We start from the raw sequence: 12,866 nt of genomic DNA on the forward strand, positions 1-12,866 counted from the left end.
AAAGGTAATCAGTCAGGAAAAACCATGTTCCAAACCCACAACGAAAACTCCCGTGTCAAAATTCCCGCCGTATTGCACCTGATGCGACTGGGCTACCGCTATCTTTCGCTAAAAACCGCAACATGGGATAGGCAGACCAACATCTTTCCCGACATCTTCACCGAAAGCCTGTGCCGCATCAATGCGGGACTAATCGACGCGTCTGGCTTGGGCGAAAAAATCAAAGACGGCAAAAACCAAAAAACCGTACTTTCCCGCGAGGAAGAGCAAAAAATCTGCCAAACGTTTACGGACAAACAGGTGGTGGAAAATTTCAGCGTGGTGGTCGGCTACGATGAAATCCAAGCGAAAAACTACAGCCTCTCGGCAGGGCAGTATTTCGAGGTGAAGATTGATTATGTGGATATTTCCGCCGATGAATTCGAGCAGAAAATGGCGGGGTTTTCAGCGGATTTAGACCGGCTTTTTGCGGAGTCTGCCGAATTAGGACGGGAGATTGGGGAGCGGTTGCGGGTGTTGAGGCTTGGGGGGAAATAGCAATAAAACCCTCGTTCGAGTTGAAGGAAATGATGATAAAGTGCGGTCAATTTTCAGAACGTTTTTCAATGTGAAAAACACCGGAAAAAACCACCGCACTTTTCTTGTATCGAATAAAAATCCACGCGTTATCCAACAGATTCGGCGCGGATTCTGTGCTTTTCTTGATGTGGTGGTCAATTACGCGAGGGTGCCCGTCCAGGCGCCGAAGATGCCGATGACGAAGAAGCCAACGATGATCCACAGGGCGTTTACCCGATTGCGCAGCAGCCACATACAGGCGAAGGTGAGCAGTAGCGCCAGTAAGCCTGGCATGAGACTGTCCAAGATGCTTTGTACGGTGGTGACTTCAACGGTGCCGTTTTGTTTTTTGATGGTGGAAACTACTAACGGTACATTAATGCTGGTCCATTTTTGCACTAGGGCGCCCATGATGAACAAACCGAGGATTGATGCGCCTTCGGTAAGTTTTTGCAATAAGCCGCCACTCATGTCGCTGACCACGTCCAGCCCTTTGCGGTAGCCGTAAATTACGCCGTAGTAACGGGTGGCGAGACGCACGAGGTTAAATAAAACGAAGAACAGAATCGGACCTAAAATGCTGCCGTTTAACGCTAAGCCTGCGCCGAGTGCAGCGAAGACCGGACGCGCGGTCCCCCAATAAATCGGGTCGCCCACGCCGGCAAGCGGTCCCATGAGACCCACTTTAATCCCGTTGATGGCGGCATCTTCCACCGGTTTGCCGTTGGCACGTTGTTCTTCCATGGCAATTGCCACGCCTAATACGGGTGCGCCGACGAAAGGCTGGGTGTTGAAAAATTCCAGGTGGCGTTTAATGGCGTCTTTGCGCTCTTGGGAATCCTGTACTGGGTATAACCGTTTGATTACCGGTACCATGGAATAGGCAAAGCCCAACGCCTGCATACGTTCGAAGTTCCATGACCCTTGGAACAGGTTGGAGCGCATTACGACGGCGTTCAAATCACTTTTTGTTACTTTTCTGACTTCGGTTGTCATGTTATCGCTCCTTCATTAATCCAGTCTATTGTCCAAGTCATTGCCGGCGGCAGTTGTTACCTGCACCACTTGCTTGCTTTGGTTATATTTCGGGTGCATTTGAATATATAACACCGCCATCACGATGCCTAACACACCGAGGGCAACCAGATTGAATTCGGTATAAGCGGCGATGACAAAGCCCGCATAGAAGAATGGTATTAAATGCCCTGCACGCATCATGTTGATTACCATGGCATAACCGACCACAGCGATGAAGCCACCGGCGATTTTAAGCCCGGTTGTCACTACGTCAGGAATGGCGTTCAGCATGCTTTGTACCTCATCAGTACCGGCGGTTAAGGCGACGATCAGCGCCGGAATGGCGATCCGCATGGCTTGTAACATTAGCGCACTGCAATGTAACCAGTCTAAACGCGTTAGGTTGCCGTCTTCCACTGATTTATCCGCGGCATGTTGGAAACCCACGGTGATGGCGCGCACGATATAGGTCAACACCTGACCGGCGGCGGCAAGCGGAATCGCCACCGCAATTCCGGTAGAGATTTCTTGTTTACCGACGATAACCAAAATGGTTGAAATCACGGAGGCCAGTGCCGCATCAGGTGCCACGGCCGCGCCGATATTCATCCAGCCTAACGCCAATAATTCCAAGGTCCCGCCGATAATGATACCGGTTTGAATATCGCCCAACACTAAGCCGATTAAGGTACAGGCAATTAACGGGCGTTGGGTTTGCCATTCGTCAAGAATCGATCCTGCGCCGCAAATACAGGCGACCAGAAACACCAGAATAATTTGTAAAGTGGTAATTTCCATAATCATTTCCTTTAAAGTAAGTTATTTTTCTTCAATAAATTCATCATGTACTGGCGGTTGTCATTTGAAACTTTACGCACGTCCAGCTCAATGCCTTTGGCATCAAGGGCTTTGAAGGCGGCAATATCTTTGTCGTCCACGGATACCGCATTGGTAATCATTTTTTTACCATCGCGATACGCCATGCCACCCACATTGATGGATTTAAAATCAACGCCCGCATCGGAAAGACGCAATACGTCCGTCGGATTGGTAAACAGCAACATCATGCGTTCGCCGGCATATTCAGGGTTGTTGTAAACCCGCACCATTTTATCCACGTTTACCACGTGGGCGGTGACCCCGGGCGGTGCAACGCTTTTTAGCATGGTCGCGCGCACGGTGTCTTTCGCCACTTCGTCGCTCACCACCACAATGCGCGATACACGGCTTTCTTTCGTCCAACGGGTTGCCACTTGCCCGTGAATCAATCGGTCGTCAATACGCGCCAAACCGATTTCCAAATGCCCTTCCTGATTCGGTGTGACCATCGCCGGTTGCGGTTCAGCTTGTGATGCGGCGGGTTGTGCTGGAACCTCGGATGTTGGCGCGGTCGGTTCGGTTTCCGGCTCCTGATAACGCAGCGCACGTACGCCGGTACGGCCGGTTTCTAAGGCGATTGCCACCAATTCATCCAAACTTGGACCGTCATCTCGCGCCATGAAGGTTTCCACCAACATTGGCACGTTCACACCGGTGACGATATCCATGTTGTCCTTGCCTTCCGACACGCGGTTTGCCGCATTAAACGGACTGCCGCCCCAGGTATCCACCAAAAACAGCACTTTGTCGCAATGGGCAAGATCGCCGCTGAGTTTCGCCTGATATTTTTCCATGATGGTCTCGGCGTTTTCACCGGGCACAAAATCAATGGTCGCCACATTTTCCTGTTCGCCGATGAGCATTTCTGTGGTTTTTAACAGCTGCTCCGCCGCGACCCCATGTGTTGCGATAATAATAGCAATGGTCATTTGGTCTCCTTAAAGATAGTTGCATCGTTTACCATTCTACCTAAAAACCGACAACTCATTCGTTTAAGCTCGGTGCTTTTTAGTAGATTTTATGTGATCAGGATCACATTTTTATAAAAAACATAAAGAAAAAGCACCGCACTTTAGTGTGTCCGCAATGCCGTTGTGTGAAAAAAACAATCGTCCGATTTGTCGTTGGTACAATAAAATCGGATTAAAATTGCATGCAATAGGCGCGAATCATGTAGAATACGGGCAAAATTAATCAACGATGCTTTCCTTATCATGGAGGGCGCAAAAGTGCGGCGGAAAATAACGGTGTTTTTTGCCTCCGCAGAACGAGAAAATCAGATGAGTGAGCGTCAACATTACCGTAATTTAGCCCTAATTGCCGCCATGGCATTGTTTATGCAATCCCTTGACGCTACCATTTTGAACACCGCGCTACCCGCCATTTCCGCCGATTTGCATGAATCGCCGCTGGAAATGCAAATGACGATCATCAGTTATTCCCTCACCGTTGCCCTGTTTATTCCGCTCACCGGATGGATCGCCGATAAATACGGCACGCTCAATGTGTTTCGGGTGGCAGTGACGATTTTTGTACTCGGTTCCGTCGCCTGTGCGGTATCCAATTCATTGAATGCGCTGATTTGGTCGCGTGTGTTGCAGGGGCTGGGCGGCGCGCTGATGATGCCGGTGGCGCGTTTGGCAATTATTCGCAACGTGCCGAAAACCCAGCTGGTTGCTGCGTGGAATGCCATGGCGATGGCAGGGCTTATCGGTCCGGTGCTGGGACCGATTGTGGGCGGTTGGCTGGTGACGCACGCCACATGGCATTGGATTTTCTTGATTAACATTCCTATCGGTTTGCTCGGCGTTTGGTTTGCCGGACGACATATGCCGAACAGTACGGGCAATATCGGTAAACTGGATTGGCGGGGCTTCGTACTGTTTGCCGGCGGCTTGGCAGGCTTGACCCTCGGTTTGGATTTGTTGTCCGAAGATCGTGTCAGCCAATGGATGACCGCCTTGATTCTGGCTGCCGGAATCGGTTGTTTTTCCATTTATTATTTTTATGCCCGACGGGCACAATATCCCTTATTGTCGCTCAATATATTTGCGGTTCGCACCTTTCGGGTAGGCATCGTCGCCAACCTCTTCATTCGCTTGAGTGGTTCCGGCATTCCATTTTTAATGCCGCTTATGTTGCAGGTGGTGTTTAATTATGGCGCCGATGCTGCCGGTTGGTTACTCGCGCCGATCGCCGTGAGTTCGGTGTTGACCAAATCCTTCGCAGGGAAAGTTCTGTCGCGCTTCGGCTACAAAACGACGTTAATTTTGACCGCACTTTCCATGACCTTCGCCATCGCCACCATGAGCCTCTTAGATCAGCAAAGCCCGATTTGGCTGTTGGTGCTGATTCTGGCGTGGTACGGTTGTTCCATGTCGATTATTTTCACCGCCGTCAACACCCTCACCATTAGCGACTTAAACGACCACAATGCCAGCACCGGTTCCACTTATCTCAGCGTCATCCAACAAGTGGGGATTGGTATCAGCATCGCCGTCTCTTCCGTCATCTTAGACCTCTACCGCCACTTCATCGGCGAAAACGGCACACAACTGCAACACGCCTTCAGCGCCACTTTCCTCACCTCCGCCCTCTTCGGCATCGCCCTGTTGTGGGTCTTGAGTTATCTTAAAAGCGAGGATGGTGAGGGGAATTTTCGGAAGGGGTGAAAGTGCGGTGATTTTTCCCTGCGTTTTTACTTCCCTTCACGATTTCGAAACTCTTTCGGGGTTTGATTAAATTCTTTTTTGAATACCGAGTAAAAGTATTGTAGTGACGGGTAGCCGCAAATGTCGGAGATTTCCTGAATGGGAATATCGCTGCGACGCAGTAGCTGTTTGGCGCGGGTGATTTTTTCTTCGTGGATGACCTGATGAATGGTTTTGTTCATTTCCGCTTTAAAACGGGCTTCTAAATTGGAACGGGAGGTGCGCAGGTAATCCAGCACCTGTTCCGCTTTAATGCCTTGGCAGGCGCGGTGGCGGATGTAGTGCATGGCTTGCATCACCAGCGGGTCGCGCAGGGAGCGGTAATCGGTGGAGCTGCGTTCGATAACTTTTACCGGCGGGATCAGAAGCGGTGTGGCGGCGACTTTTTGCCCAGTTAATAAACGGTGCAGCAGTTTCGCTGCCTGGTAACCGATTTCCCGCGTGCCTTGTGCCACAGAAGAAAGGGAGACACGGGATAAATATTGAATCAGTTCTTCGTTATCAATGCCGATCACGCAGAGTTGCTCCGGCACGGCAATGCCGGCGGTTTCGCAGGCTTGCAGAATATGCCGTGCGCGGGCGTCGGTGACGGCGATAATGCCGGTGTGGGGTGGCAAAGTTTTAAGCCAGTCGGTGACTTTCGCCTGTTCCTGCGCCCAGTTCTGTGAGTCAGTTTTGTCGCCTAAATAGACCGCACTTTGGAATTCATATTTCTGCATTAATGCAAGAAACGCGTCTTTTCTTTCATTTGCCCAATGCTTGGTTTCTTCCGTCTCCAAACCATAAAACGCAAAGCTGGTAATGCCTTTTTGTTTCAAATGTAAAAAAGCGGTTTCCACCAAGGCATAATTATCGGTGGCGACGTAAGGCAGATTGGGATAAAACGCGGGATTTTGATAAGAGCCGCCCACGGCAATGAGCGGAATCGATATATTTTTAAGTAACTCGACGGTTTCGGCATCATCGAAATCGGCGATGATGCCGTCAATAGACAGGTTGTTGATGGTATCTTTATGATAAATAAACTCATCTTCCACAAAAATATCCCACATACATTGCGATGCCTGCAAATACTGCCCCACACCCTCAACCACTTCCCGGTCATAGACTTTGTTCGCGTTGAATAACAACGCAATGCGGTAATATTTTTGATTATTCATCACATCATTCCCTTTGCGGCAACTGATATTAGCATACACAAATTCGCCGCGAAGAAAACTGCTTTATTTCATCTCTGTGATTTCACTCAAAAAACCGACCGCACTTTTTAACGGCTATTGATTTAATTTAGCTATACCGAAACTGGTAATTCCCCAAATTGTCGCAAAGACGATACCGCTCCAGCATAGCACGGCCCAAGGTAAATAAGACAATGTCGCTACGCCTAAAGTGCCGGCCATATAAGCGCCGGCAGCTGTCCAAGGTAGGATCGGTTCAATGATAGTCGCCGAGTCTTCTATCGTCCGGCTGAGATTTTTGGGGTGCAGATCACGTTCGATATAGGCATCCCGTAGCATTTCACCCGGAATCAGGATGGAAACCTGCCCGTTGCTGGTTACACCTATCATGGTTAAGCCGCAGATAATCGTCGCGACAATGAGTGACGCAGTGGATTTTACCAATTTCAATAGATTGTTAATAATGACATCCAATGCGCCGCTTAATGATAAAACACCGGCGAACGATAATGCGCAAAAGCAGATCAGTAAAGTTCCCATCATTGAATTCATCCCGCCACGATTTAACAGACGGTTTAAATCCGAACTAATTTGAACATCACTATGGACCATTGATACATTAAAACCATTAACCGCACTGTTTACAATGTCATGCAACGCAACGTGTTGGATAAAAAATGCATTTGACATTGCAACGAATGCCGATAATAACATGACCGGAATGGTCGGTTTTTTGGTAATGGAGCCCCATAAAATAATGATGACAGGAATTAATAATAACAAGTTGAAATGATAAATTGACTCCAAACCGGATAGCATGAGTGCAACTTTTTCCGGCGTTGCTACGTTCTGAAAATCCGCATTCATTCCATATATGATATAAACTATCGCTGCCAGTATAAAAGACGGGAGTGTGGTATATAACAGATGGGTAATATGCTCATATAAATCCACACCGGTTGCTGCCGATGCGATATTTGTGGTGTCGGATAACGGTGAAAGCTTATCCCCGAAATAGGCTCCTGCTACGACAGCACCTGCGGTGGCGGCAAGGTTGGCGTTTAATCCGGTCGCGACCCCCATAAAAGCCACGCCTACGGTTCCGGCCGAACCCCAAGATGTGCCGGTACAAATAGAAACCACAGAAGTCAAAAACAAGGCGGTAATGTATAAAAATTTAGGATCAATTACCTTCAACCCATAATAAATCATCATCGGAATCGTACCACCTGCAATCCAAGTCCCGATGAGTAAACCGACGGTGATTAAAATCAATAATGCCGGCATAGTTTTAGCAATTTTCCCTGCAATAGCGTTCAGCATATCATTATAGCGAAAGCCTAAATATTTCACTAAAAAGCCGGCAAACACACAAGAAACTACCATGAGTGGTTCCGGCGGCAGATCAAACAGCGCATAACCTAAGCCCAATAATAGTAACATAACGATTATTGGTGATAGTGCTTGTGCTAAAGTCGGTATTTTTATTTGTGTGTTACTGTGCTGCATAGCAATATCCCTCTTTTTTTAATAAAAGAAAAGCCTGCTTAATTCTGTTTAAACAACTAATCAAACAGGAGCGTGGTACTGCAATATTCATACGAAAGAATCTATTCCCATCTTCCCCGAAGTCACTTCCCCAAGACATTTCAACGCGGGCTAAATGCAATAGCCAATGTTTCAATAGCTGTTCGTCTATTTTTAAGCGGGAATAATTAACCCATACCAGATAGGTACCGGTTGTATCAGCGACGTCCAGTTCAGGAATATGCGCTGTAAAGAAACGTTTAACAAACTGCTTATTCTCAAGGATATATTGTTGTAATTCTCTCAGCCAGACATCACCGTTTCGGTAAGCTGCTTTTATGGCGGGAATGGAGAAGTAATTAGGATTATGGATGCCTAATTGTTGCAGTAATCGATTAAATTTATTTCGTATGACGTGATTATGAATAATCAGATTTGAAATTTCTAAACCGGCTAAATTAAAGGTTTTTGACGGGGAAGTGCAAATAATCGAATGTTCTTTTACATAATGATTAATCGAAGAAATAATATGATGTTTCTCGCCTGAAAAATCAAAATCTGCATGAATATCATCCGAAATAATAAAGACATGATACTTTTCCGCCAGTAATGCAATTCGATTGAGATCCTGAATGCTAAACACCAAACCGGTGGGATTATGTGGAGAAATCAGAATAAATACGTCGGAATGACTAAAACATATTTCCAGTTTTTTAAAATCAATATGATATTTTTGATTGTAGTAAACTAAAGGACATTGCGACAGCTTTCGGTTATTTAGTAATACGGCATTAAGCATAGGCGAATAAGAAGGCGTAAATAAGCAAATAGTATCGTTCTCGGTTGTAAATTCTCTGATATAAATTGATACCGCTTGAATTATTCGCGGGCAAAATACAATATCTTCAGGGCTTGCATAGTAAGCGTAATGTCTTTTGAAATAATCGGTTATGAGCGGATAATAATCATCCGATATTATTGTATATCCGTATATGCCCAACCGATTACGTTCGTTCAATAATTCAATAATTTCCTGCGGCGCAGGAAGATCCATATCCGCTACCGACAGAGGAATAATATCGGAACCATATTTTGAATAAGGGACATCCCATTTGGCACTATCCGTTCCGATTCGATTAACCCATTGATCAAATTTGATTTCCATTATTTTTCCTTAAGGAGATAACATTATTATCGGCACGTGTGGCAGATTAAAAACACATGGAAAACCGACCGCACTTTTGCCAAGATCATTACATTTTTTTCTTACTCATCGTATCCATCCATACGGCGAGTAATAAAATGGTACCTTTCACAATGTATTGCCAGAAGGTCGGCACGTCTAACATACTCATACCGTTGTCCAATAAGGCGATAATCAATGCACCGATAACCACGCCGTAAACGCTACCGACACCGCCGGCGAGGCTTGCACCGCCGATAACACAGGCGGCGATGGCGTCCAGTTCGGCATTTTGACCGGCGGACGGCGCGCCGGCACCTAAACGGGCACTGAGAATTAACCCGGCGATGGCGACCATTAAGCCGTTAATGGAGAAAATCATGAGTTTGATTTTTTCAACATTGATGCCTGATAATCTGGCAGCCTCAATATTACCGCCAATGGCATAAATGTGTCGTCCGAATGCGGTTTTTTGTGCAATGAACATACCGATAACCGCTAAAATCGCCAGAAGCAACACCGGGAACGGAATGCCCCGATAATCATTTAAGAGATAGATCGCACCCAGTACACCAATGGCGAATAAACCGTATTTCATGGTTTCTTTACCTGTGCCGGTAACGCTTAAGTTAAGATTTTTGCGGGTTTTACGTTGATAAGAACCCCATAGGAAGAAACAAATAACGGTAACACAACCTAAAATAATGCCGGTGGTATCGGGAAGGTAGCCTTGACCGATGATTGTCATGTCTTTGCTAATCGGTGAAACCGTGGTGCCGTTGGTTGCGCCGACCAACATCCCGCGGAAAATCAGCATTCCCGCCAATGTGACAATAAAAGAGGGTACTTTTCGATAGGCAACCCACCAGCCGGTGCAAGCGCCGAGCACAATGCCGATAAGCAACGTTGTTATAATGGTTAACGGTAACGGCCAGCCCCACCAAACATCGGCGATGGCGGCAAAACCGCCGAGTAATCCCATTAATGAACCGACGGATAAGTCAATCTCGGCAGAGATAATCACGAAAATCATGCCGATGGCGAGAATGCCCGTAATGGAGGTTTGGCGTAATAGATTGGAAATATTACGCGCACTCAGGTAAGCGCCGTCGGTGGCGACAAAGAAGAATGCCATAATCACCACAATGGCAATAAGCATAATATAAACCTGTAAATTTATTGATTTCAATTTAGACATAAATTACTCCTTTAGCGCCGCTTCCATGACCTGTTCCTGTGTCAGATGATTATTGATTAAATCCGCTTTAATCTGACCTTGGTGCATCACTAAAACCCGATCGCTAATGCCAAGCACTTCCGGCAATTCGGAGGAAATGACAATAATCGCGATGCCTTCTTGTGCCAGTTGGTTGATAAGTTTATAAATTTCATATTTGGCGCCCACATCGATCCCGCATGTAGGTTCATCCAAAATCAGAATTTGAGGTTTAAGTAATAAGGATTTGGCAAGAATCGCTTTTTGCTGATTGCCGCCGCTTAAACGCCCGATGGCTAAGTGCGGTGAAGACGTTTTGACTTTTAACTGGGCGATAGCTTGGTTAATTACCGTTTCTTCCAAGGCTTCATTGATGACCCGTTTACCGAAACAATAATTGCGTAATGAAGGTAGCGTAATATTTTTTCCCACGCCCATAATGGCAACGATACCGTGTTTTTTGCGATCTTCCGGCACCATTACGATATTGTGTTTAATGGCTTCGCTGCAATTACGAATTTTTACTTTATGGTTATGAATAAAAATCTCACCTTCATGTTTACCCGGGTAGGAACCAAAAATACATTGCACCATTTCTGTTCGTCCGGAGCCGACTAAACCGGCAACCCCTAAAATCTCACCTTTATGGAGCGTAAACGACGCGTTACTTACCCGTTTAATATGGGTATTAATGGGATGCCAAGCGGTAATATGTTCCACCCGCAGGATTTCCTCACCGATTTCATGTGCTTCATGGGGATATAAAGACGTGATTTCACGGCCTACCATCATGGTGATGATGTCATCTTCCGTCATGGTTTTCGCATCACGGGTACCGATATGCTCACCGTCGCGAATCACACAGATTTTGTCGGAGATTTCTTTAACTTCATTGAGTTTGTGGGAAATGTAAATGCAGGCGATATTATGGGCGCGTAAATCTTTTACCAGATTTAATAAAATCGCCGTTTCTTTTTCGGTTAATGATGCTGTCGGTTCGTCTAAAATCAGCAAACGAACCTGTTTATTTAAGGCTTTGGCAATTTCAACAAGTTGTTGCTGCCCCAAACCTAATTCACCGACTTTGGTGTGCGGGTCAATATCCAGTTGGACTTGTTCCAACAGTTTTTTACAGCGTAAATACATTTCGTTGTCGTCGGTAATGCCGCCTTTGGTGATTTCGTTGCCCAAAAACATATTTTCCAAAATGGACATATTTTTTACCAAGGTTAATTCCTGGTGAATAATGGAAATGCCTTTTTCTTCCGTATCTTTAATGTTTTTGGCAACGATTTTTTCATCACTGAAATAAATATCGCCTTCATAATCGCCGAAAGGATAAATGCCGCATAATACCTTCATTAAGGTGGATTTACCGGAGCCGTTTTCACCACATAAAGACAGAATCTCCGCTTTTTCCAAGGAAATGGAAATGTTGTTTAATGCTACAACATCGCCGAATTTCTTGGTGATATTTTTCATTTCTAATAGAGCCATAATGGAAACCTTTTGTGATTTGCTATTAGAATTCGGGAGGCATAAGCCTCCCTGTTGCGTTATTTATAAATGCTATCTTTAGAATGGAACCCGTCCTTAATAATCGTGGTTTCAATATTATTTTTATCAACGACGATAGGTTCAAGTAGGTAGGATGGCACGTTTTTCAAGCCGTTATTTAATTCCGCATTGGATTGCGGTTTTTCATCCTTAGCCAAGGCAACGGAAATTTCAGCCGCTTTATCCGCCAATAAGGCTATCGGTTTATACACGGTCATGGTTTGTGTGCCTTCCACAATGCGTTTAATTGCCGCCAAGTCGGCATCCTGACCGGAAATCGCTACTTTGCCGGATAAACCCTGCGCGGAAAGCGCCTGAATTGCCCCGCCGGCGGTGGCATCGTTCGAAGCAACAACGGCATCAATATTATTTTTGTTGGCGGTTAGTGCATTTTCCATAATTTGTAAGGCTTTTTCCGGTAACCAAGAATCGACCCATTGATCGCCCACCACTTTAATTTTTCCGCTATCAATTAACGGTTGTAATACTTTCATTTGACCTTTGCGGAAAAGTTTCGCGTTGTTATCTACCGGCGAACCACCCATTAAGAAATAGTTACCTTCCGGTTTTTTCTCAATAACACTTTGCGCTTGTAATTCACCGACTTTTTCATTATCAAAGGAAACGTAAAAGTCCAGATCCGCGTTATTAATTAAACGGTCATAGGCTAAAACTTTGATGCCTTCTTTTTTCGCCTCTGCAATGACATTGCTTAATACTTCACCGTTATGTGGAATAATCACCAGCACATCAATATTTTTATTAATCATGTTTTCGATTTGTGAAATTTGTGCCGAATCATCGCCGTTGGCGGATTGAACATAAACTTTGGCGCCTAACGCTTCCGCTTTTTTAACGAAAATACTGCTGTCTTTTTGCCATCTTTCTAAACGTAAATCGTCAATGGACATACCGATTTTTAAGTCTTTGGCGAAGCCGGTGGTGCTGCATAAGGCAAGTGCGGTAGCAAGAGATAATAAAGCAAATTTGATTTTCATAATGACACCTCAAATAGTGATAGTGAATGAATTGAAAGGGTG

The 12,866-nt window shown here is 45.7% G+C and carries 11 protein-coding genes; 2 read left to right on the plus strand and 9 right to left on the minus strand.

The features are described from left to right. Positions 1-24: 24 nt before the first annotated feature. Positions 25-537 (plus strand): N-6 DNA methylase, encoded by a 513-nt coding sequence (locus LIN98_RS02440; protein WP_233443969.1) that lies wholly within the window; start codon positions 25-27, stop codon positions 535-537. 180 nt (positions 538-717) lie between these two features. Here LIN98_RS02440 and LIN98_RS02445 read toward each other — a convergent pair whose 3' ends face one another. The 3 genes from LIN98_RS02445 to manX are packed head-to-tail and all read right to left on the minus strand — an operon-like array spanning position 718 to position 3,383. Continuing rightward, positions 718-1,554, minus strand: coding sequence for a PTS mannose transporter subunit IID (locus tag LIN98_RS02445; protein ID WP_005546267.1), 837 nt, complete (start codon positions 1,552-1,554; stop codon positions 718-720). A gap of 15 nt (positions 1,555-1,569) precedes the next feature. After that, positions 1,570-2,373 carry a PTS mannose/fructose/sorbose transporter subunit IIC gene (locus LIN98_RS02450; RefSeq protein WP_005573042.1) on the minus strand — a complete coding sequence of 268 codons (804 nt, stop codon included), beginning with the start codon at positions 2,371-2,373 and terminating at the stop codon, positions 1,570-1,572. 11 nt (positions 2,374-2,384) lie between these two features. Continuing rightward, the gene (gene manX / locus LIN98_RS02455; protein ID WP_005573041.1) at positions 2,385-3,383 is read right to left on the minus strand and encodes a PTS mannose transporter subunit IIAB; all 999 of its coding nucleotides are present in this window, start codon (positions 3,381-3,383) and stop codon (positions 2,385-2,387) included. 351 nt (positions 3,384-3,734) lie between these two features. On the opposite strand from manX, the gene LIN98_RS02460 reads away from it, so the two are divergent. Then, a complete protein-coding gene (locus LIN98_RS02460) occupies positions 3,735-5,126 on the plus strand; it encodes a DHA2 family efflux MFS transporter permease subunit (protein ID WP_025298264.1) in 1,392 nt (463 codons plus the stop codon). Positions 5,127-5,152: 26 nt separating this feature from the next. On the opposite strand, the gene LIN98_RS02465 is transcribed toward LIN98_RS02460, so the two are convergent. From LIN98_RS02465 to xylF, 6 genes are all read right to left on the minus strand, one after another. Then, positions 5,153-6,325 (minus strand): XylR family transcriptional regulator, encoded by a 1,173-nt coding sequence (locus LIN98_RS02465; RefSeq protein ID WP_005568562.1) that lies wholly within the window; start codon positions 6,323-6,325, stop codon positions 5,153-5,155. 114 nt (positions 6,326-6,439) lie between these two features. Then, complete coding sequence (gene nhaC, locus LIN98_RS02470) at positions 6,440-7,852, minus strand: Na+/H+ antiporter NhaC (RefSeq protein WP_005568563.1); 1,413 nt, start codon at positions 7,850-7,852, stop codon at positions 6,440-6,442. Continuing rightward, on the minus strand, positions 7,839-9,035 hold the full coding sequence (locus LIN98_RS02475) for a MalY/PatB family protein (RefSeq protein WP_005546250.1): 1,197 nt from the start codon (positions 9,033-9,035) through the stop codon (positions 7,839-7,841). The genes nhaC and LIN98_RS02475 overlap by 14 nt, the downstream gene beginning before the upstream one ends. 88 nt (positions 9,036-9,123) lie before the next feature. After that, entirely contained in the window at positions 9,124-10,251 is a 1,128-nt protein-coding gene (locus LIN98_RS02480) for a sugar ABC transporter permease (protein ID WP_014167524.1), read from the minus strand. Positions 10,252-10,254: 3 nt separating this feature from the next. Further along, complete coding sequence (gene xylG, locus LIN98_RS02485; RefSeq protein ID WP_187370358.1) at positions 10,255-11,769, minus strand: D-xylose ABC transporter ATP-binding protein; 1,515 nt, start codon at positions 11,767-11,769, stop codon at positions 10,255-10,257. Positions 11,770-11,825: 56 nt separating this feature from the next. Further along, positions 11,826-12,824 (minus strand): D-xylose ABC transporter substrate-binding protein, encoded by a 999-nt coding sequence (gene xylF, locus LIN98_RS02490; protein ID WP_025298261.1) that lies wholly within the window; start codon positions 12,822-12,824, stop codon positions 11,826-11,828. Positions 12,825-12,866: the final 42 nt, after the last annotated feature.

It is taken from the genome of Aggregatibacter actinomycetemcomitans, assembly GCF_023518055.1.
In the GTDB taxonomy this organism is placed as follows: domain Bacteria; phylum Pseudomonadota; class Gammaproteobacteria; order Enterobacterales; family Pasteurellaceae; genus Aggregatibacter; species Aggregatibacter actinomycetemcomitans.

Coding starts and splice junctions, on each gene's coding strand:
- xylF (WP_025298261.1), bottom strand. CDS start 12,824: ATGAAAATCAAATTTGCTTTATTATCTCTTGCTACCGCACTTGCCTTA.
- LIN98_RS02480 (WP_014167524.1), bottom strand. CDS start 10,251: ATGTCTAAATTGAAATCAATAAATTTACAGGTTTATATTATGCTTATT.
- LIN98_RS02465 (WP_005568562.1), bottom strand. CDS start 6,325: ATGAATAATCAAAAATATTACCGCATTGCGTTGTTATTCAACGCGAAC.
- LIN98_RS02445 (WP_005546267.1), bottom strand. CDS start 1,554: ATGACAACCGAAGTCAGAAAAGTAACAAAAAGTGATTTGAACGCCGTC.
- LIN98_RS02475 (WP_005546250.1), bottom strand. CDS start 9,035: ATGGAAATCAAATTTGATCAATGGGTTAATCGAATCGGAACGGATAGT.
- nhaC (WP_005568563.1), bottom strand. CDS start 7,852: ATGCAGCACAGTAACACACAAATAAAAATACCGACTTTAGCACAAGCA.
- LIN98_RS02460 (WP_025298264.1), top strand. CDS start 3,735: ATGAGTGAGCGTCAACATTACCGTAATTTAGCCCTAATTGCCGCCATG.
- LIN98_RS02440 (WP_233443969.1), top strand. CDS start 25: ATGTTCCAAACCCACAACGAAAACTCCCGTGTCAAAATTCCCGCCGTA.
- manX (WP_005573041.1), bottom strand. CDS start 3,383: ATGACCATTGCTATTATTATCGCAACACATGGGGTCGCGGCGGAGCAG.
- LIN98_RS02450 (WP_005573042.1), bottom strand. CDS start 2,373: ATGGAAATTACCACTTTACAAATTATTCTGGTGTTTCTGGTCGCCTGT.